The organism is Amycolatopsis sp. NPDC005232, from assembly GCF_040607795.1.
Classification (GTDB): domain Bacteria; phylum Actinomycetota; class Actinomycetes; order Mycobacteriales; family Pseudonocardiaceae; genus Amycolatopsis.
This window is the reverse complement of the sequence record NZ_JBEXHL010000004.1, coordinates 346,709-366,553: the sequence shown is the minus strand read 5'-3', so window position 1 is coordinate 366,553 and position 19,845 is coordinate 346,709. Positions and strand designations below refer to the sequence as shown.

The window sequence follows — 19,845 nt, the reverse complement described above, 5'->3', positions numbered from 1 at the left end:
TTCTCGAATCTCGGTATCCCACACGTCGTGGGCGGCAACCGTAATCACCTCATTGACGTCACTAGTGTGGACTACGCGCTGCCGCCGGGTCCCGTGGATGTCGGCTAGGCAGCATGTGACCTTGGCCCCTTCCGGGCAGGTGAGAAGGAGTGGTGGGTGTCGGACAACGACCAGCCGATGTGGCCCGATGGTGACGAGGACACGTCGTCGCGCGGCGGTGGGGCGACGGCGCGCTTTCCCATCCCCAAGCCCGGCCAGACCGTCACGGACCAGCTCGCCGTGCCGAACGTCACACCTCCCGCGGGTTCTTCACCCGGCGCCGGCGAGCGTCCGCCGGGGTCGTGGTTCAAGCCGAACGTGGCTCCTGAACTGATTCCGGGACTGAACACTCCGGTCGAGCCGCGCCCGGCTGGTAACCGAGGTGGACAGGCGGGGCAACAGCCGCCACAGGGACAGCAGCCGCAGTCGGGGCCGCAGGGACAGTCGGGGCAGCCGAGTCAGCCGAGTCAGCAGAGCCAGCCGGGGCAGTCCGGGCAGATGCGCCAGCCGGGACAGCCGCGGCAGGACCTCGCCGACCGGCTCGGGCCGCGGCCGGGTGAGCAGCCGCGAGTCCGGCAGCCCCAGAACCAGCAGCCCCAGAACCAGCAGGCACCGGGGCAGCAGTCGCAGAGCGAGCGGAGTCAGTCCCAGCCGGGCCAGGGTCTGTTCGGTCAACAGAGTCAGGGCGGCCAGCCCCCGCAGGGCCGGCAGTCGCAGCAGGGGCCCGGCCAGCAGCAGTCCGGCCACGCGCCGTGGGGCCAGCAGCAAGGTCAGGGTCAGCAAGGCCAACAGCAAGGCCCGTGGTCGCAAGGGCTGCAGCTGGACCGCTCGGAGGGCCAGAGGCCGCAGGCACAGAGCCAGCAGGCGCAGCAAGACGGCCAGAGGCCGCAGGCGCAGGCGCAGGCGCAGAACGAGCTGGGACAGCAGGACCGCCCGGAGGGCCAGCGGGCGCAGACACAGAGCCAGCACGGCAAAGAGCAGCCCACGTCGGAACGGTCGCAGGAGACGCCGTCCGACCAGGCCACTCAGCAGCTTCGGGTGCCGCCGCCCGGCGTGCCCTGGGTGCCGGTGGAGCGACCCGCGCGCCCGGGCGACGGTGATCAGAGCCGCAGTGGCGAGAACCGCGGCGACCAGAACCGCGGCGACCAGAACCGCGGCGACCAGAACCGCGGCGACCAGAACCGCGGCGACCAGAACCGGAGCGAAGAGCCGCGCCGCGTCGGGTCGATGTTCGAGTCCGCGGCCGCGGAGCCGCCGGAGGAAGAGGCGAGCGAAGACAGCGGCGCCGCCAACAGCGAGAGCGGCACCGAGTACATCGACGTGTCCAAATGGGACGTCTTCCGCAACGAGCAGAAGCGCGAAGAACCCCAGCGCCAAGAACCCCAGCGCCAGAACACCGAGTCCCCACGCGAAGAACGCTGGGACGTCTTCCACACCGCCCAGGGCGGCAACGAACCCGAAGGCCCCCGGGACGCACCCCAGTGGGACAGCCTCCAAAACCAAGGCCCCTGGTCCCAGGACAAGCCCGACAACTCCCGCGGCCTCCCCGAGCCGCCGCGTGGCGCGGTCCCCTCGGCGTCGGGGATGCAGGCCCGCCCGGTGCGCATCGAACCGTCCGGTGAGCAGTTCCCGGCGGAGGCGACCGTCGGCATCGAGCGCCCCGCCGAAGGCTTTGCCGGCGGCTACGACGACCAGGAGCCGCCCCACATCGAGCCGCAGCGGGACACCCCGCCGAAGGAGCCGAAAGCCAAGAAGGGCAAGAAGAAGTTCGTCGTCCTCGGCGTCGTCGTGGTGCTGGTGCTCGCGGCTGCGGGGGTCGCGTCCGCGATGCCGCAGGTGTCCAACAAGCTCGGCCTGCCGTGGGCGCCCAACGCGCCGAAGGGCGACAGCCCCGACCCCGCGTCCGTGACCCTCGCGCTGCACGGCCCTGACACCTCGGGCCAGGGCCCGTCGGCGAACGGCGTCGCTTCCGCCCTGGCCGGACCCTCTGGCGCGTCGGCGCTCTCGCAGCTCAGCGGCAGCGTGATCGACCCCGCCAACGGCTCCGTCCTGTGGGACCACAGCTCGACCACTCCACTGACGCCGGCGTCGACCACGAAGATCCTCACGGTGTCGGCCGCGCTGCTGTCGATGGACCCGACGAAGCGGATCGTCACCAAGGTCGTGCAGGGCTCGTCGCCCGGCACGGTGATCATCGTCGGCGGTGGCGACCCGTCGCTCACGGCGCTGCCCATTGGCACCGACTCGCCGCTCTACCCGGGCGCGGCCCACGTAGACGACCTCGTCGCCCAGATCAAGAAGGCCGACCCGAACGTCCAGAAGGTGCAGGTCGACGTCAGCGCCTACTCGGGCCCCACCACCGCCCCGGGCTGGGAGCCCGGCGACGCGCCGTCGACCTACGGCGCGCCGATCGTGCCCGCGATGACCGACGGTGGCCGCCTCAACCCGTCGGTCGACGAGACGCCGCGCTCGGGCAACCCGGCGACCACGCTCACCCAGCTCGTCGCCGACAAGCTCGGCGCGCAGGCCGCCGGCACCGCGAAGGCGCCTGCCGACGCGAAGGTCGTCGCGCAGGTGCAGTCGGCGCCGTTGCCGGACCTGGCGTACGCGCTCCTGCAGATCTCCGACAACGTCCTCGCCGACGCTCTCGGTCGCCAGGTCGCCATCACCGCGGGCGCCGAGGCGTCGTTCTCCGGCGCGGCCGCGTCCGTGAAGAAGGTGCTGGCCGACCACGGGTTCGACGTCACGGGCCTGCAGCTGTCCGACACGAGCGGCCTGTCCAACCAGAACAAGGTGCCCGCGCGGCTGCTCGCGCAGGTGCTCGCCGAGGCCGCGGCGCCGGACGGCAAGAACCCGGACACCCCGAAGCTGCGTCCGCTGCTCGCGGGCCTGCCCGTGGCCGGCAGCCCCGCCGGCACGCTCGCCACCCGCTACGCGACGCCGAACTCGGCCGCGGGCAAGGGCTGGGTCCGGGCGAAGACGGGCACGCTCACCGGCGTCAACACCCTCGCCGGCTACGTGCTCGACAGCGACAACCGCGTGCTCGCGTTCGCGTTCATGTCCAACGGCTCGGAGAAGAACCCGGGCCAGGCCGCGCTCGACGTGCTGGCCACCACCCTGCGGAAGTGTGGCTGCAACTAGGCGAATCGGTGCCGGATTCAGTCGGGCAAAGTGCCCTTGTGCAGGTAGCGTCGGACAGGTGAGCCAGGAAACCGAGACCCCACGGCGGCCGATGGTCGACTGGGACCTCGCGGCGTCCACCGGAGCGCGGTTGGTGCGCGGTGGTCCGCAGGTGCCCAAGGAAGAGGCCGCGCGCGCGGTCACCGACCTGCGTGACCTCACGGCCGAGGCCGAGGGCCACGTGCGGGAGCTGACGGGCCTGGGCAAGGACCTGCCGCTGCTGCCGGGCACGGTCGTCGACCGGCCCGGCTGGGTGCGCTCCGCCGCGTCGGGGCTGGAAGCGCTCACGGGCCGCGCGCTGCCCGAAGCGCAGGGCGGCCCGCTCGGCCCGATCCTGGCGTCGGGCGCGGGCGTGCAGACGGGGCTGGTGCTGTCGTTCCTCGCTTCGCGGGTGCTCGGCCAGTACGACCCCTTCGGCGGCCCCGAGCGCGAAGGGCAGCTGCTGCTCGTCGCGCCCAACGTCGTCGCCGCGGAGCGCGCGATGAAGGTGCACGCGCCCGACTTCCGGCTGTGGGTGTGCCTGCACGAGTGCACGCACCGGCTGCAGTTCACGGCCGTGCGGTGGCTGCGCGACTACTTCGCCGACGAGGTCGAGCGCCTCGTCACCGGCATCGCCGGCCATTCCGCCGACGGCCTTTCGGACCTCGTCGGGCGTCTGCCCGAGGCGCTCAAGCAGCGGGGCAAGGGCGGCGGCATCGCGGAACTGCTGCAGTCGCCCGCGGAACGCGCGATCTTCGATCGGCTGCTGGCCCTGTCGACCCTGCTCGAAGGCCACGCCGACTACGTGATGGACGCCGTCGGCCCGCGGGTCGTGCCCAGCGTCGAGGTGATCCGCTCGCGGTTCAGCGCCCGTCGCCAGGGCGGCGGTGTCTTCGACCGCATGCTGCGCGCGTTGCTCGGGCTCGACGCGAAGATCCGCCAGTACGAAGAGGGCGCGAAGTTCACGAAGCACGTGGTGAACGCCGTCGGCATGGAGGGGTTCAACGCGGTCTGGCGCTCGCCGAACACGCTGCCGACCCGGGCCGAGATCAGCGATCCCGCGGCCTGGGTGCGGCGCCTGCACGGATGAGCGCGCTCGCGGCGGTCCGCCGGGCCGTGCGGGAGTTCCTCACGACGCACGCGCCGCCGCCGGAGGTGTGCGTCGCCGTCTCCGGCGGGGCGGATTCCCTTGCCCTGGCGGAAGCCACGGCGTACGTCGCGCGCCATCGGAAGCTGCGCACGCGCGCGCTGATCGTCGATCACGGGCTTCAGGACGGCTCCGCGGAAGTCGCCGCGCGAGCCGCCGCGGCCGTGAAGGAGCTCGGCGTGGACGAGGCGGAAATCCTCACCGTGCACGTCACAGGCAAGGGCGGTCCCGAAGCTGCCGCGCGCACCGCGAGGTACCGCGCGCTGCGCGAAGCGCTGCCCGGCGGCGAAGAAGGACTCGTGCTCCTCGGCCACACCCTCGACGACCAGGCCGAAACGGTGCTGCTCGGCCTCGGCCGTGGCTCCGGACCGCGGTCGCTGGCCGGCATGCGCCCGCTCGACCCGCCGTGGGGCCGGCCGCTGCTGGGCGTCACGCGCGAGCAGACCCGCGGTGCCTGCGCCGAGCTCGGCCTCGAACCCTGGCAGGACCCGCACAACGCCGATCCACGCTTCACCCGCGTCCGCCTGCGCGCGGAAGTGCTGCCACTGCTGGAAGAGGTGCTCGCCGGCGGCGTCGCGGCGGCATTGGCCCGAACGGCCGCACAGCTGCGTGACGACACCGAGGCGTTGGACACAGTGGCGGACAGGATTCTCACCCGCGCGGGCGGGCCAGAAGGGCTGGACGTGACGGTGCTCGAGGGCGAGCCCGCGGCACTGCGCAGACGGGTTCTCCGCAGGTGGCTGCTGGGCTCGGGCGTGCGGGAACTCACCGACGCGCACCTGCGCTCGGTCGACGCGCTCGTGGCCCGCTGGCGCGGGCAGGGCGGCGTCTGGCTGCCGGGCAACTTGGAGGCGCGCCGGTGCCGTGGCAGGCTCTCGCTGTCCGGACTCGAACCCACCACCCGAGGGGAATGACCGTGTACGAGGGCGAGATCGCCTCCGTGCTCATCACCGAGCAGCAGATCAAGGACAAGATCGCGGAGCTGGCGGCCAAGATCGCCGCGGACTACCCCGAAAACGGCCAGGGTGATCTCCTCCTGGTGGGCGTGCTCAAGGGTGCCGTGATGTTCATGACCGACTTCGCCCGCGCTCTGCCGGTGCCGACGCAGCTGGAGTTCATGGCCGTGTCGTCCTACGGCTCCTCGACCTCGTCGTCGGGTGTGGTGCGCATCCTCAAGGACCTCGACCGCGACATCGCGGGCCGCGACGTGCTGATCGTCGAGGACATCGTCGACTCCGGCCTCACGCTGTCGTGGCTGCTGAAGAACCTCGCGAGCCGCAACCCCGCGTCGCTCGAGGTCGTCTCGCTGCTGCGCAAGCCCGAGGCCGTGAAGGTCGACGTGCCGGTGAAGTACATCGGCTTCGACATCCCCAACGAGTTCGTGGTCGGTTACGGCCTCGACTACGCCGAGCGCTACCGCGACCTGCCCTACATCGGCACACTGGACCCGCACGTCTACACGTCCTGAAGCCCGGCGGTGAACCTCGCGGGGCCTTCGAACGTGTCAGAGGTGGTAACGCGCCGGCGGTGTTGCGGCGATCACACACGGCGGGGAACCTGGGGTTCGCCGATCGCGTCATAGGTGCAGACCAGGTGCGTTAACCTATGCGAAGACCTACTGCCAAGCGAGCGGGGAGCTCGCGCGGGGGAACGGAGAGAGGGCAATGGGCAACAGCAGCTTGGCCGATGCCAACGCGTTCAAGAGCGCCGCTGTCAACGGCCAGGTCGGCATCGACCCTGACGCCGCGCAGACCGCGCTCAACAAGATCCGCACGGGCAAGGACGCGGTCGAAGCCCTGCTCAACAGCGCGGGCTCGCTGGCGCAGCCGCCGAAGCTCGGCGCCAACCCCGTCGGTCAGGCGATGGCCGAGAAGTTCGTCCAGCGCGCCGACGGCGGTGGCGACTCCTACTCCTCGGCCCTGCAGAACCTGCTGAGCCAGTACGAGGCGGCGGAGCAGGGCATCCTCACGGCGATGGCGCGCTACCACGAGTTCGACCAGTCCGCGGCCGACCCGTTCCGCAAGGCCTGACGAGGGGGATCACGAAGTCATGGCTGGAAACCAAGACAACAGCTACGGCCAGCAGCCGCCGGCGCAGAACGTGCCCGCCAGCGGGTCCGCGGTGCAGCTCGGCGACAACTCGGTCTCGCAGAACATCGTCGACTCCGCGCGCGGTCGCGCCGGCGGGTTCGAGATGGGCGGCGACCGCGCGATCGCCAACCCGCCCAACTGGAACGCGCAGGAGAGCCACCAGCTCTACAACGGCGCGATCACCGACAACGACCCGGGCACGGCCGAGGCCACCGGGCAGCACTGGACCAAGCACGGCACCGAGCTGAAGACGGCGTCCGACGACCTGTTCAACGCGGTCGCCGAACTCGGCAACGCGTGGGTCGGCGACGGTGCCGCGGGTGCGCAGGGCGCGCTCGTGTCCATCGCCAACTCGGGCACGCAGGCCTCCGACGCCGCGCACACGATGGCCGACCGCCTCGCGAAGCAGGCCGCGGCCGCCGCCGAAGTCAAGAAGATGCCGGCGCCGCTCGACTACGACCCGAAGCAGGCCATGTCCGCGGCGCTGGCAGGCGGTCCCGCCGCGCTGGCCGCCGACCAGAAGGCCCAGGCCGACGCCGCCAACGACGTCAAGGCCCAGCAGGTCGCGTTCTTCAACGCCTACACACAGTCGATGAAAGAGGTCGACAACACGACCCCGAGCTTCGGCCCCGACTCGCTCGGCATGAAGCCCACGCCCTCGCACTTCAACGGCAACGACTTCGGCAACGTCGGCACGATCGCGGCGCCGGTCGGCGCCGGTGCCCTCGCCGCCGGCAGCTACGCCGTCGGCGGTGGCGCGGGCTACACGGGCCACTCCGGCAACAGCGCGGCCGCGGGGGCGTCCGGTGCGGGTGGCCCTCTGGTCACCGGCAACTCGGGCACCTACGGCACGTCCGGCTTCGACGGCGGCATGGCCGCTTCGGCGGGTGCCGGCGCGGGTGCCACGCCCGCCCCGGCCCCGGCTCCTGCCACACCGGCCGTGTCCGCCGGTGGCGGTGGTGGTGGCGGTGCCGCTTCGGCACTCGGCCTGAGCGCGCTGGGCGGCGGTGCCGGCTTCGCGGGCGGCAAGCTCGGCCAGGGCTCGCGCAGTGGCGCGCGCAAGAACGAGGAGAGCACGTCGGCGGCCGCCGAGCACCAGAGTGCCCAGGGCGCCGCGCCCGCGCAGCAGCAGGGCGTGGTCTCGGCCGGCGGCACGATCGGTGGCCAGAACCCGCCGGGCATGAACCCGATGGGCGGTGGCATGGGCGGTGGCATGGGTGCCCACGGCGGCCAGGGCCAGGAGGACCAGGAGCACACCCACGCGTCCTTCCTCATCGAGCCGGACCCGGACGACGCCTTCGGCGCCAACGAGGCCACGCCTCCGCCGGTGATCGGTGCCTGGTCGGACGACGACGACAACTGACGCACTTCCCGCGGGCGCGTGGCCATTCCGGCCGCGCGCCCGCGTTTGTCTCGAACACGGCTGTTCAGAACACGGCTGTTTGGAACACGGCGCAGCACCACCGAAAATGTCTTGAACACAACGTCCTGAACACAAGGTGTGACACGGGGTTTGGGGGTTTGGTCGATGCCGAACGCGGAGCTGCTCACCCCACTCGAGGTGGACTTCCTGTGGGAGTCGGCCGCGCTGGGTGAGCTGCCCTACCCGCTGCGGATCCGTTCGCACGGCGCCACCGTCGACGAGCGCGACGCACTGCGGGCGCGCACGCTCGGCGGCCTGGTCCAGCGGGATCTCGCCGACGGCCGCGGCCGGCCCGCGCCGCACGTCGAGGAGTACTTCGGCATCCTCGCCGCGCCCGACACGAGCCTCGACACGGTGCAGCTGCTCGATCCCAACGCCGAACCGCTGCTGGCCGTCGCCGGCCTCGCCGGCGAGCAGGGCCTGCTGGCCGTACAGGACCAGCGCGGTCTGCACCTGCAGCCGTGCCCGGCCGACGGCTTGGCCACCGCCATCGTCTCGCTCCTGCCGGGCGCCCCGCGCGGCACGGAGAAGTCGATCACGGTTCCGCTGGAGCAGCTCGTGGGCAGCTCCGGCGTCGACTTCATGCAGCGCCGCGGCAACCAGGTCGACGCCTCGGGCCGCGCGAGCGTGGACGAGGACCGCAAGGCACTCGCCCGCCTGCACGCCCAGCCGCGGCTGCGCGGCGGGCAGATCGGCGCCAACGCGCGCAACCGCCTTGGCGGGCGCAGCCGGTCGCCGGTGCTCAGCTGGTTCGACACCGAGACCGGCCGCTACTTCACACAGGCCACCCGAGGCCGCGACGGCCGCGACTGGATCACCATCGCGCCGGCCGACGCCGCGACCCTGCGGCACCGCCTCGGCGAGATGATGGCCGGCGCGGCGGGGCAGGAAAGCGCGGCGGCGTTCTGAGGAGCTGCTGGTAGTTCAGCACTTCAGGCCGTTCCTGCCCGGGGCACGCTCGCGCTACGCTGAGCAAGAGATCGATCCTGGAGGGTGAGCACCACCGCATGCACCAAGAGTTCTTCTCGCCGTTGGCGTTCGACTTCCTCTGGGAGTCCGCGGGACTCGGCGAGCTGCCCTACCCGCTGCGCGTGCGCTCGCACGGTGCCACGGAAGACGAACGCGTTTCACTGCGGCACCGGGTCGACGTCGAGCTCAAGGCACGGGGCGTCCGTGACGCACGCGGCCGCCTCGAACCGCCCGTGGACGAGTGGCTGAACCTGCTCGCCCGCGCGCCGATCACGCTCGACGCGCTGCACATCCCCGAGTTCCAGGCCCACCCCGTCTCGCTGCTCGCGGCGGGTGACGGGCGGGCCGCCGGCGTGGTGGCCATCCAGGACGCCGACGGCATCTGGCTGCGCGAGACCCCCGCCGACGGCCTGGTCTCCACGATCGTCGACCTGCTGCCCGGCGGCCGCCGCGGCAGCGAGGCATCCGTCACACTCCCGCTGGACGAGGCGTTGCACACACGCCCGATCCGCGTGCCCGTCGCGGCCGGCGGCCTCGGCGCGGCGGAGGAGAAGGGGCGGCGGGCGAAGCGCCAGTCGCTGAGCGAGCGCGCGACGGTCGACCCGCGCGAGACGTACGCGCTCATCTCCGGCCAGCCGCGGCTGCGCGGCGGTCAGCTGGCCGCGAACAGCCGTACCCAGCTCGGAGCCCGGCAGCGGTCCCGCGTGCTGGGCTGGTTCGACACCGCCACGGGCCGTTACCTCAGCCTGTCGCGAGCGGGATCCGACGGCCGCGAATGGGTGACGGTGGCGCCTGCGGACCCGATGACGCTGCGCACGCGACTCGGTGAGATGGTGGCTTCAGTGGCCGCCGACACACGCTAGGGTGACGCGAACCGGCACTATCCGGGAACCCTCGTGCTGTATCGCCCGTTGACCTGCGTGAGGCTCACAAGGGTCGATCGTCCGGACGGGCGGTACCCTGGTGGGACTGGCCCGGGCACCACGGGTTGTCAAGATCGTGATGGCGGGTATCACAGGAGCCGCCCAACCAGGGAGGGTCGAGGCCGCAAGGGCCGAGTCGTATGAACCGGAAGAGCGTGCTCAGGAACCCACTGCTGTGGATCGTCGCAGGGTTGCTGGCGTTGTTCGCCTACAACACGATCTTCGACAGCGATCGTGGCTACACCCAGGCTCCGATCTCAGTGGCGAACGCACAGATCAGGGCCGGCCACGTCAAGGAAGCCAGCATCGAGGACAAGGAACAGCAGGTCAAGCTGTCCTTGACGCAGAAGATCGATGTCAACGGCACCCAGACGGACCAGATCGTCGCGCAGTACCCGGCGAACGCGGCCGTGAACATCTACGACGAGCTCAACTCCGCGACGATCGACAAGCAGCCGATCAAGTTCGACACCAAGGTGACGCAGCAGAGCATCCTGACGCAGATCCTCATCTTCGCCATCCCGCTGGCCCTGGTCCTGGGCCTGCTCATGTGGATGATGAACAACGCGCAGGGCGGCGGCAACCGCGTCCTCAACTTCGGCAAGTCCAAGGCCAAGCAGCTGAACAAGGACATGCCGAAGACCACGTTCGGTGACGTGGCGGGCGCGGACGAAGCCGTCGAAGAGCTGTACGAGATCAAGGACTTCCTGCAGAACCCGGCGCGCTACCAGGCACTCGGAGCGAAGATCCCCAAGGGCGTGCTGCTCTACGGGCCGCCCGGTACCGGTAAGACGCTGCTCGCGCGAGCCGTCGCCGGTGAAGCGGGCGTGCCGTTCTACACGATCTCCGGTTCCGACTTCGTCGAGATGTTCGTCGGTGTGGGCGCGTCCCGCGTCCGTGACCTGTTCGAGCAGGCCAAGCAGAACGCGCCGTGCATCATCTTCGTCGACGAGATCGACGCGGTGGGCCGCCAGCGCGGTGCCGGCCTCGGCGGCGGGCACGACGAGCGCGAGCAGACGCTGAACCAGCTCCTCGTCGAGATGGACGGCTTCGACGCCCGCGGCGGCATCATCCTGATCGCGGCCACCAACCGGCCCGACATCCTCGACCCGGCGCTGCTGCGCCCGGGCCGGTTCGACCGCCAGATCCCCGTGTCGGCGCCGGACCTGCGCGGCCGCAAGGCGATCCTCGAGGTGCACTCCAAGGGCAAGCCGCTCGCGCAGGGCACCGACCTCACGAGTCTGGCCAAGCGCACCGTCGGCATGTCGGGTGCGGACCTGGCCAACGTGCTGAACGAGGCCGCGCTGCTCACCGCCCGCCAGAACGGGCACGTGATCACCGACGTCGCGCTCGAAGAGTCGGTCGACCGCGTGGTCGGCGGGCCGGCGCGCAAGAGCCGGATCATCTCCGAGAAGGAGAAGAAGATCACGGCCTACCACGAGGGTGGGCACGCGCTCGCCGCGTGGGCGATGCCGGACATCGAGCCCGTGTACAAGCTCACGATCCTCCCGCGCGGGCGCACCGGCGGCCACGCCCTGCTCGTGCCGGAGGACGACAAGCAGCTGATGACCCGGTCGGAGATGATCGGCCGCCTGGTGTTCGCGATGGGTGGCCGCACGGCGGAGGAGCTCGTGTTCCACGAGCCCACCACCGGTGCCTCCTCCGACATCGAGCAGGCCACGAAGATCGCCCGCTCCATGGTCACCGAGTACGGCATGAGCGCACGGCTCGGCGCCGTGAAGTACGGCCAGGAGCAGGGCGACCCGTTCCTGGGCCGCTCCGCGGGCCGCCAGGCCGACTACTCGCTCGAGGTGGCGCACGAGATCGACGAGGAGGTGCGCAAGCTCATCGAGACGGCGCACACCGAGGCGTGGCACGTGCTCAACACCTACCGCGACGTGCTCGACAACCTGGTGCTGGAGCTGCTCGAGAAGGAGACGCTGCAGCGCAAGGACCTCGAGCGGATCTTCGCGACCGTCGAGAAGCGCCCGCACATCACCGTCTTCAACGAGTTCGGTGAGCGCACCCCGTCGGACAAGCCGCCCATCAAGACCCCGGGCGAGCTGGCGATGGAGCGCGGCGAGCCGTGGCCCCCGCCGGAGAAGGAGAAGCCGGTCCTGCAGCCGGAGCCGACGCCCGTCGGCACCGCCGCGGGCGCGGGTGACCTCCCCGGTGGGCCGCCGTACGCACCGCCGACGCCGCCCGACCCGAACGCCAACCCGTACGCCCCGCCGCCCAACGGCGGCCGGCCGAACGGTGGGCCGAACGGCACGGGTCGCTGGCCCCAGTCGTATGGTGGTCAGCAGCCGGGCGGTCCGGCAGGCGGCTACAACCCGGGTGGCCCGAGCGGTACGCAGAGCGGTCCGCCCAACTACGGGGCGCCTCCGGGCTGGACCCCGGCGACATCCCCGGGCAGCCAGCCTTGGCGCCCAGCCGAAGACCGTCCGCGTGAGCAGGGCTGGTTCGCCGACGGCGCGAACGGCCAGCAGCCGGACGAGGGGCAGCAGCGGCGTGACGTGGACGGACCAGACAAGCACTAGCAACGACGGCCTCCGCCCGGTCCCGGTCTTCGACCAGGACCGGGCGGAGCGCGCTGTCCGGGAGCTCCTGCTGGCCTGCGGCGAGAACCCCGACCGCGACGGCCTGCGTGACACGCCGGCCCGCGTGGCGCGCGCGTACCGCGAGATGTTCGGCGGGCTGTACACCGATCCGGACGAAGTGCTCGCGAAGACGTTCGACGAGGCGCACGAGGAGCTCGTGCTCGTCACGGACATCCCGATGTACTCGAACTGCGAACACCACCTGCTGCCGTTCCACGGCGTCGCCCACGTCGGGTACATCCCGAACGCCAACGGCAAGGTCACCGGGCTGTCCAAGCTCGCCCGGCTCGTCGACCTCTACGCGAAGCGGCCGCAGGTCCAGGAACGGCTGACGTCGCAGGTCGCCGACGCGCTGGATCGCAAGCTGGAGCCGCGCGGCGTCATCGTGGTGATGGAGGCCGAGCACCTTTGCATGTCGATGCGCGGCATCCGCAAGCCTGGTTCGCTGACGGTGACGTCGGCGGTGCGAGGGCTGATGCGGACGTCGGCGACGTCGCGCGCGGAGGCGATCGAGCTGATCAAGGGGCGGCGCCCGTGATCTCGGGCCTGCCCCGGCCCGGGCGGTGCGCCGTGATGGGCGTGCTGAACGTGACGCCCGATTCGTTCTCCGACGGCGGCCGCTACCTCGACCTCGACCAAGCGCTGGAGCACGCGCGCGACATGTGGGCGCGCGGCGCGGACCTGATCGACGTCGGTGGCGAGTCGACGCGGCCGGGGGCGTTGCGCGTGGACGCGGAGACCGAGGCCGCGCGGGTGCTGCCGGTGATCCGGCAGCTGGCGTCCGAAGGTGTCGCGCTGTCCGTGGACACGACGCGTGCTTCCGTCGCGGAGGCGGCCGTCGAGGCGGGGGCGCGGGTGATCAACGACGTGTCCGGCGGGCTCGCCGACGCGAACATGGGGCGAGTCGCCGCGCAGTGCCGCGTGCCGTGGGTGCTGATGCACTGGCGGGGGCACAGCAAGGACATGACCAAGCTCGCGACGTACACCGACGTCGTGGCCGAGGTGCACAGCGAGCTTCAGTCCAGAGTGGACGATGCACTCGCTGCCGGTGTGGACGAAAGCGCGATCGTGCTCGACCCGGGGCTCGGGTTCGCGAAGCAGGCCGAGCACGACTGGGCGCTGCTGCACGGCCTGGATTCAGTGCTGTCACTGGGTTTCCCGGTGCTCGTCGGGGCTTCGCGCAAACGGTTCCTCGGGCGGCTGCTGGCCGAAAAGGACGGTGAGCCGCGGCCGCCGGACGGGCGCGAGAACGCCACCGCCGCGATTTCCGCCCTGGCCGCCGCAGCCGGGGCGTGGGGAGTGCGCGTGCACGAGGTGGGCGCGTCGCTCGACGCGGTCGCCGTCGCGGCCGCGTGGCGGAAGGGGCGGGCCGATGGCTGATCACATCACGTTGACGGGGCTGCGGGTGTTCGGCCGCCACGGCGTGTTCGAGCACGAGAAGCGCGACGGGCAGGAGTTCGTCGTCGACGTCACCGCGTGGCTTGACCTCGGGCCGGCCGCCGCGTCCGACGACCTGACCAAGACGCTGCACTACGGCGAGCTCGCCGAGCTGGCCGCCGGGATCGTGGCGGGCGAGCCGTACGACCTCATCGAGAGCGTCGCGGGCAAGATCGCCGACGAGGTCATGCGCGACTCGCGGCTGAGCGCCGTCGAGGTCACGGTGCACAAACCGTCGGCGCCGATCCCGCTGACGTTCGACGACGTCGCGGTCACCGTCCGGCGCGAGCGGTGAGCCGCGCCGTCCTCTCGCTCGGCTCCAACCTCGGCGACCGGCTGGCGTACCTGCGCATCGCGTTGGACACCGTCCGGCCGGCGCTGGTGTCCGTGTCGAGCGTGTACGAGACGAAGCCGTGGGGCGTCGAAGACCAGCCCGACTTCCTCAACGCCGTGTGCGTCGTCGACGACCCCGCGCGCGACCACTGGGCCTGGCTCGCCACGGCCCAGGCCGCGGAACAGGCGGCCGGCCGCGTCCGCGAGCTGCGCTGGGGCCCGCGGACCCTCGATGTCGACGTGGTGACCGTCGACGCCGTGACGTCCGACGACCCGCGCCTTCTCCTGCCGCACCCGGGTACGCCGGACCGCGCGAGCGTGCTGATCCCGTGGCTGGAAATCGAGCCGGATGCGGTGTTGCCGGGCCACGATCCCGTCGCGGATCTCTTGCGGGCTCGGCCGGAGGAGGACAAAGCGGGTGTCGTCCTCCGGCCGGACCTGCGGCTTCGGTGACTCGGCGCCGTTCGCCCGCCGTTCACCGATTCGGCGGTAACGCACTCACTCAGGTACGCACTCAGCTACGCAGCGTCGCCAGCATGAAGCCGACCTCGGGCTGGGCGCTCGGGATCGGCGGCCAGCCGTTGATGATCGCCAGTAGCTGCCAGTAACGCTCGGCCCGGGGATCGCCGCCGGAGGCGAACTTGTCGGCCAGTGCGCGGCGGAACGCGGGGTCCGCCGGGTCGTCGTCCGGGCCGGCCGAGGCGACGGCGATGGTGGTGGCCAAGGTGCGGCCCTCCGGTGAGTCCGCGCCCAGACCCGCGTCGAGGGCGGCGCGGGCGTCGGCGGACCAGGCGAACCAGTTGTCGCGCTGGGCTTGCGTGACCTCGGTCGACGCGCCGGCGTCACGGTCGGCCGCGTGGCGTTCGCTCATGCCGCGGATCAGGCGGCGGAACTCCGGGTCCTGCACGAGCTCGGCGAACTCCAGCCAGGCCTCCAGCTGCTCGGGCGACGGATCGTCCGGCAGCTCGGGCTTGGCCGAGCCCATGCGCTCGTAGAACTCGGGGTCCACGGCGAGGCCCTCGGTCATCTCGGCCCAGAACTCGTCGACGAGACGCTTGCGCTCTTCGTCGGACATCTGTGCGAGGCGGTTCATCAGCTTCACTTCCTCCAGTTCGGAATCGCGTTTCGCCACCGCCCGCAGCACGGCCCGGCGCAGCCGGAGCCTGCGGATCTGCTCGTCGAGGGCCTCGACGTGGCGCACGGCCAGGTCGCGCACTGACGACTCGCGCTCGAGGGCGCGAGCGACGTCGGCGAGGCCGAGTCCCAGCTCACGCAGCGTCCGCACCAGCTCCAGCCGTGCGAGCGCGTGCGCGTCGTACAGCCGGTAGCCGGCGTCGGTGCGCTCCGTCGGCGGGAGCAGGCCCTCGTCGGAGTAGAAGCGGATGGTCTTGACCGGCAGTCCCGTCCGCCGGGACAGCTCGCCGATCGTGAAGACCGCGGTGGCACCCACACGACGCATGGTGGAGTCTCCAGTCACTGGAGGGTCAAGGCTTCTCGGTACGGTAGACCCCATGCACTTCACCCGGCCCCGTGAGCTGGTGGTGGCCGCGGTCCTCGGCCTTGTCCTGGTCTACGTCGTCTTTCAGCTCGCCTACGGTGACCTGCCCCGACTCCCGACGCTGGCAGGAGTCACGTTCGCAGTACTCGCTGTGATCGAGGCGATCATGGCTTACACGATCAGGTCGAGAATCAAGGCCGGACGGGTGACGGCCTCGATCGGCATTGCACGCTCAGTAGCGCTCGCGAAGGCGTCTTCGTTGGCCGGATCCTTCATGACAGGGGGTTGGCTGGCGGCGTTCGCGTATGTTTTTCCCCGACGTGACGAACTCGTCGCCAGCGTCTTCGACACCCGTGCCGCGGTGGTCGGTGCGGTGTGCTCCGCGATGCTCGTAGCTGCGGCTTTGTGGCTTGAGCACTCCTGCCGGACCCCTCCCGGCGACGAGCGCCAGGACAACCGTCCGACGACCGGTTAACGACCAGATCCTGCCGCTCGAAGTACCGACTAGGTCTCGTTCGGGTCACTAGAAGGTACGGTGTCTGTCATGACCGGCGTGGGTGACGACTCGCGCGGCCGCCTTCTGGGCAGGCCGTGGCTCGTCGTCGGATTCGTCCTCGCCATCGGAGCCACTCTCGCACTGGTGCTCAGCGACGACCTCCGGTTCCTCCGGTTGGGAATCGTCGCAGCCCTTTGGGCCGCCTTGATCGGCGCCTTCCTCGCCGTGAGGTATCGCAAGCACGCGGCGCACAGCGAGGACGCGGTCGCCGAGGCGCAGGCGGTATACGAACTGGAACTGGAACGCGAGATCGCGGCTCGGCGTGAGTACGAGCTGGAGATCGAAGCCGAGACGAGGGAGACCGCGGAGGTCAAGTCGCGCGAAGAGCTCGACGCGTTGCGCGCCGAAGTGTCGGCGCTGCGCGAGAGCCTGCAGTCGCTGTTCGGTGGCGAGGTGCTGCTGGAACGCGTCGCGCTCACCGCGCAGGCCACGCGTATGCGCTCGCTCAACGACGACCAGCGGCTCGTGTCGGCCGGCTCGGAGTCGAAGAACGGCAACGGCAAGAAGCCCGCGCAGCTGATGGCGCCGAAGAACCCTGTGGTCGAGGTCAGCAACGACCGGCCCACCGAGCTGATCGACCGCGTGCTCGACACCCCCGGCACCGACCGGCGGCGCAAGCCCGCCAACGGCTCGGGCCAGCCGGGTCAGCACGGTCCCGGTCAGGGCCAGGGGCCGAACGGCAAACCGCCCGCTGCGCTGAACACCCAGCGCACGCAGCAGCTCGCGCGGCCGAAGCAGAACCGGCCGAAGCCGGCTCCGCAGCCGTCGTCCCAACCTGAGCCCGAGTCGGCCGCCGCGCGCGCCGTGAAGGCCGCCGAGCTGCGCGCCGAAGCAGCGCGTCGCCAGGCCGCCGCGGCCGAGTCGCAGCCGACGCGCACCGTCGCGCCGGTCTCGAAGCCCGAGTCGCTCGAGGAAACGCGCCAGGTGCCGCGGGCCGAGGTTTCGCGCCCGGGCATGCGCCAGGTGGAGCCGCCCGTATCGCGCGCTGAGGTGTCGCGGCCGGACTTGCGTCGCGTCGAGCCGCCGGTTTCGCGCGCCGAGGCGTCGCGACCGGGCCTGCGACGTGTCGAACCCCCGGTCTCGCACGCCGAGGTGTCCCGGCCCGACCTGCCCCGCGTGAGCCGCCAGGACCAGTCGACCGGAGAGTCCACGGGTACGTGGAAGCCGGCGTGGGACGCGTCCGCCGACTTCGGCGAGCGCCGTCGCCCCTCCGGCGACACCCCACCGAAGCCCCGCGAGGCCACCGCTTCGCGCACCGACCTCCCGCCCGTGGCGGAAACTCCGGAGCCGTCGCACGCGGAACCGGGCCAGCGCAAGCCTTCGCGCCTGGAGCAGTTCTCGCGTGCGGACCTGTCGCCCCTGGCCGACTCCGCGCCCTCGACGCGGCACGGGGCTCACTCGAACTCGGGCGACGAACCCGAGGAGCCGGTCAACCCGACCTTGCCGGAGTCGGTCCGCAGCACCGCCGGCAAGACCTCCGGCGGCCGCCGCCGCCGCTCCGACGACGAGCCGGCCGAAACGCCCGGCAGCGGCCGTCGCCGTCGCCCGGACGGCGAGCCGCCCGCGTGGGAAGGCGTGGTCAACGAGCGAGCTTCGCAGAGCCGCCGCAACCTGCCCCCCGTGGAGGCCCCGGAGGAAACCCCCTCCCGCGGCCGCCGCGCCGCCGACGCCGCCCCCGCGAGCGGCTCCCACACGGCGGGCCGGTCGGTCACGGAACTCCTGGCCGCCAATGGCGCTGCGGAATCAGCGCCGCGGCGTCGTCGTCGCGCAGAGGACTGAACGTCCGGGAAAGCCCCGGCTCAGCATGATTGGGCCGGGGCTTTTCGCTGTGTACCAGCCTTCCGCAGGCCTCACGCCGCCGCGCAGTCTTTGCTGACGAGAGAAGCAGCACCGAAACCTCGGTCGCGCAGCGCCGCTGTGCCGGGAGGCGCGGCGGCTGTGGCCGGAACCGGAGAGCGCGGTCGTCGGTTCGAGTCGGATTCGTCACGGCGCAAGAAGCCAAACCTCGGCCGCGCAGTGGCTTCGAACCCGAAGAGCCGCTCGCAGCAGCCGTGGCCGGAGCCGGTGAACGCGGGTGCGGGCCGAGCCGAATTCGGTGCTCGTGGCCCCGTCGGCCGCAAACATCCGGCCGCCGCGAGATGAGCGGCGACACCCGCACAGCCGTTGCCCACCCAGGAAAAACCGCGGCCGCGAAGAGCCACAGCCAGCACCACACACCTCACCCCCGTATGGTGACCGCTCGTGAACGGAACCCTCCCCACCACGAAGGGCTCAGCGGCGAGACCCGGTGCTCGCCTTCCGCGTCGGGTCACGGTGTTGTTGCCCGTGGTCGGGTTGATCGTCGTGGCGTTGTGTGGCCTGTTCCTGTTCGGGCTGGCCACGGCGCGCGTCGGCGTGGGGGCGGTGTCCATCGGGGTGCTGGCGGCGCTCGTGCCGGTCGCGGTGGTGGTCGCGGGGTTCCTGTGGGTGGACCGGTGGGAGCCGGAGCCCGCGAAGTTGCTGTTGCTGGCTTTCGCGTGGGGCGCGTGCATCGCGACGATCACCGCGCTGGTCATCAACAGCGGCGCAGAGGCCGTGGGCGACATCCTGCTCGGCAGTGGCAACGGCTCCAAGGTGAGCGCGCTCGTCTCCGCTCCGCTGGTGGAAGAAGCGGCGAAGGACGCCTTCGTGCTGCTCATCTTCTGGCGCCGCAGCGCGGAGTTCGACGGGGTGGTCGACGGGATCGTCTACGCGGGCTTCTCGGCGGCCGGCTTCGCGTTCACCGAGAACATCTACTATTTCGGCCGCGCGTTCGCCGAGTACGGCTTCGGCAACGGCGCCAACGCGGGCGTGCTCGCCGCGTTCTTCCTGCGCGGGGTGCTGTCGCCGTTCACGCACCCGTTGTTCGCCGTGATGGCGGGCATCGGTTTCGGGGTGGCGGCACGCACGCGGCAGCGGTGGCTGCGGGTCGTCGCGCCGCTGACCGGGTACGTCGCGGGCGTCTGCCTCCACGTGCTGTGGAACAGCGCGGCCACGCTCGGCGGCTCGAAGGCGTTCCTCACCGTGTACTTCCTGATCATGGTGCCGCTGTTCATCGGCGTGGTCTACGTGATCGTGCTGCAACGGCGGCGCGAACAACGCATCGTGGCGGCGGCGTTGCCGAAGATGGTGGCCGACCGGTGGATCGCGAAGTCGGAGGTCAGCCTGCTGGCGAGTCTCCCGGGGCGCCGCGCGTGGCGCAGACAGGCCAGACGCGAGTCCGGCAGAGCGGCGGCGCGGGCGGTCGGGCTGTACCAGGCGAGCGTTTCGGAGCTCGCGTTCCTGGGGCGCAACAGCATCCGCAGTGAAGAGGACCAGCAGCGTCAGGAAGAGCTGCTGCGCACCCTCAAAACTGCGCGGGCCGACGCCGTGCGCCTCGCCACCGCGGGCGAGCCGCGATGATCGTCATCCCCCTCGCGGGGTAGCTCGATCGAGCCGGAAAACGCGTGCTCAGCGGGGGTGTGGCGGCCCTCCGCCACGCAGATCGCCGAGGCGCGATTAAATTACCTCCGCGATTGAACGACCGGGTGAAGCTCGTCACCAGAGCTCCGCCATCCGGACGCGACGGGGCTACTCTCGCGCCGTCGTCTGGTACCCGCGACGGAAGAGCGGGACTGGAACGAGCCAAGGAGTTTCGAGCCATGAGCGTCCAC

The 19,845-nt window shown here is 71.3% G+C and carries 17 protein-coding genes; 16 read left to right on the top strand and 1 reads right to left on the bottom strand.

The window, feature by feature from the left end; all coding sequences use genetic code 11:
- Window positions 1-156 precede the first annotated feature (156 nt).
- From dacB to folK, 13 genes are all read left to right on the top strand, one after another.
- The gene (gene dacB, locus ABZU76_RS11205) at window positions 157-3,180 is read left to right on the top strand and encodes a D-alanyl-D-alanine carboxypeptidase/D-alanyl-D-alanine-endopeptidase (RefSeq protein WP_354867496.1); all 3,024 of its coding nucleotides are present in this window, start codon (window positions 157-159) and stop codon (window positions 3,178-3,180) included.
- A gap of 91 nt (window positions 3,181-3,271) precedes the next feature.
- Entirely contained in the window at window positions 3,272-4,288 is a 1,017-nt protein-coding gene (locus ABZU76_RS11200) for a zinc-dependent metalloprotease (RefSeq protein WP_354867629.1), read from the top strand.
- On the top strand, window positions 4,285-5,259 hold the full coding sequence (gene tilS, locus ABZU76_RS11195; protein WP_354867493.1) for a tRNA lysidine(34) synthetase TilS: 975 nt from the start codon (window positions 4,285-4,287) through the stop codon (window positions 5,257-5,259). Before ABZU76_RS11200 ends, tilS begins: the two co-directional genes overlap by 4 nt.
- Window positions 5,260-5,261: 2 nt before the next feature.
- Window positions 5,262-5,813, top strand: a complete 552-nt coding sequence (gene hpt / locus ABZU76_RS11190; protein WP_220247209.1) for a hypoxanthine phosphoribosyltransferase — start codon at window positions 5,262-5,264, stop codon at window positions 5,811-5,813.
- Between the two features lie 196 nt (window positions 5,814-6,009).
- Window positions 6,010-6,375, top strand: coding sequence for a hypothetical protein (locus ABZU76_RS11185; RefSeq protein ID WP_220244814.1), 366 nt, complete (start codon window positions 6,010-6,012; stop codon window positions 6,373-6,375).
- 19 nt (window positions 6,376-6,394) lie between these two features.
- Window positions 6,395-7,798 carry a hypothetical protein gene (locus ABZU76_RS11180; protein WP_354867491.1) on the top strand — a complete coding sequence of 468 codons (1,404 nt, stop codon included), beginning with the start codon at window positions 6,395-6,397 and terminating at the stop codon, window positions 7,796-7,798.
- A gap of 165 nt (window positions 7,799-7,963) precedes the next feature.
- Window positions 7,964-8,767: an ESX secretion-associated protein EspG gene (locus ABZU76_RS11175; RefSeq protein ID WP_354867489.1), complete on the top strand. Its 804-nt coding sequence runs from the start codon at window positions 7,964-7,966 to the stop codon at window positions 8,765-8,767.
- A gap of 98 nt (window positions 8,768-8,865) precedes the next feature.
- Complete coding sequence (locus tag ABZU76_RS11170; RefSeq protein ID WP_354867487.1) at window positions 8,866-9,690, top strand: ESX secretion-associated protein EspG; 825 nt, start codon at window positions 8,866-8,868, stop codon at window positions 9,688-9,690.
- 200 nt (window positions 9,691-9,890) lie between these two features.
- Complete coding sequence (gene ftsH, locus ABZU76_RS11165; RefSeq protein ID WP_354867484.1) at window positions 9,891-12,290, top strand: ATP-dependent zinc metalloprotease FtsH; 2,400 nt, start codon at window positions 9,891-9,893, stop codon at window positions 12,288-12,290.
- On the top strand, window positions 12,262-12,888 hold the full coding sequence (gene folE, locus ABZU76_RS11160; protein ID WP_220244810.1) for a GTP cyclohydrolase I FolE: 627 nt from the start codon (window positions 12,262-12,264) through the stop codon (window positions 12,886-12,888). The genes ftsH and folE overlap by 29 nt, the downstream gene beginning before the upstream one ends.
- A 35-nt stretch (window positions 12,889-12,923) precedes the next feature.
- On the top strand, window positions 12,924-13,730 hold the full coding sequence (gene folP / locus ABZU76_RS11155; RefSeq protein ID WP_354867481.1) for a dihydropteroate synthase: 807 nt from the start codon (window positions 12,924-12,926) through the stop codon (window positions 13,728-13,730).
- The gene (gene folB / locus ABZU76_RS11150) at window positions 13,723-14,082 is read left to right on the top strand and encodes a dihydroneopterin aldolase (protein ID WP_354867478.1); all 360 of its coding nucleotides are present in this window, start codon (window positions 13,723-13,725) and stop codon (window positions 14,080-14,082) included. Before folP ends, folB begins: the two co-directional genes overlap by 8 nt.
- The gene (gene folK / locus ABZU76_RS11145) at window positions 14,079-14,573 is read left to right on the top strand and encodes a 2-amino-4-hydroxy-6-hydroxymethyldihydropteridine diphosphokinase (protein WP_354867475.1); all 495 of its coding nucleotides are present in this window, start codon (window positions 14,079-14,081) and stop codon (window positions 14,571-14,573) included. Before folB ends, folK begins: the two co-directional genes overlap by 4 nt.
- A 61-nt stretch (window positions 14,574-14,634) precedes the next feature.
- Here folK and ABZU76_RS11140 read toward each other — a convergent pair whose 3' ends face one another.
- A complete protein-coding gene (locus ABZU76_RS11140; RefSeq protein WP_354867626.1) occupies window positions 14,635-15,570 on the bottom strand; it encodes a MerR family transcriptional regulator in 936 nt (311 codons plus the stop codon).
- 61 nt (window positions 15,571-15,631) lie between these two features.
- On the opposite strand from ABZU76_RS11140, the gene ABZU76_RS11135 reads away from it, so the two are divergent.
- From ABZU76_RS11135 to ABZU76_RS11125, 3 genes are all read left to right on the top strand, one after another.
- Complete coding sequence (locus ABZU76_RS11135) at window positions 15,632-16,093, top strand: DUF3180 domain-containing protein (RefSeq protein ID WP_220244806.1); 462 nt, start codon at window positions 15,632-15,634, stop codon at window positions 16,091-16,093.
- A 69-nt stretch (window positions 16,094-16,162) separates the two neighbouring features.
- On the top strand, window positions 16,163-17,953 hold the full coding sequence (locus ABZU76_RS11130; RefSeq protein WP_354867471.1) for a DUF6779 domain-containing protein: 1,791 nt from the start codon (window positions 16,163-16,165) through the stop codon (window positions 17,951-17,953).
- Between the two features lie 534 nt (window positions 17,954-18,487).
- Complete coding sequence (locus ABZU76_RS11125; RefSeq protein ID WP_354867624.1) at window positions 18,488-19,594, top strand: PrsW family intramembrane metalloprotease; 1,107 nt, start codon at window positions 18,488-18,490, stop codon at window positions 19,592-19,594.
- The last annotated feature ends 251 nt before the right edge of the window (window positions 19,595-19,845 follow it).

Coding starts and splice junctions, on each gene's coding strand:
- ABZU76_RS11175 (WP_354867489.1), top strand. CDS start 7,964: ATGCCGAACGCGGAGCTGCTCACCCCACTCGAGGTGGACTTCCTGTGG.
- tilS (WP_354867493.1), top strand. CDS start 4,285: ATGAGCGCGCTCGCGGCGGTCCGCCGGGCCGTGCGGGAGTTCCTCACG.
- folP (WP_354867481.1), top strand. CDS start 12,924: ATGGGCGTGCTGAACGTGACGCCCGATTCGTTCTCCGACGGCGGCCGC.
- ABZU76_RS11180 (WP_354867491.1), top strand. CDS start 6,395: ATGGCTGGAAACCAAGACAACAGCTACGGCCAGCAGCCGCCGGCGCAG.
- ABZU76_RS11185 (WP_220244814.1), top strand. CDS start 6,010: ATGGGCAACAGCAGCTTGGCCGATGCCAACGCGTTCAAGAGCGCCGCT.
- ABZU76_RS11130 (WP_354867471.1), top strand. CDS start 16,163: ATGACCGGCGTGGGTGACGACTCGCGCGGCCGCCTTCTGGGCAGGCCG.
- folB (WP_354867478.1), top strand. CDS start 13,723: ATGGCTGATCACATCACGTTGACGGGGCTGCGGGTGTTCGGCCGCCAC.
- ftsH (WP_354867484.1), top strand. CDS start 9,891: ATGAACCGGAAGAGCGTGCTCAGGAACCCACTGCTGTGGATCGTCGCA.
- ABZU76_RS11170 (WP_354867487.1), top strand. CDS start 8,866: ATGCACCAAGAGTTCTTCTCGCCGTTGGCGTTCGACTTCCTCTGGGAG.
- ABZU76_RS11200 (WP_354867629.1), top strand. CDS start 3,272: ATGGTCGACTGGGACCTCGCGGCGTCCACCGGAGCGCGGTTGGTGCGC.
- ABZU76_RS11135 (WP_220244806.1), top strand. CDS start 15,632: ATGCACTTCACCCGGCCCCGTGAGCTGGTGGTGGCCGCGGTCCTCGGC.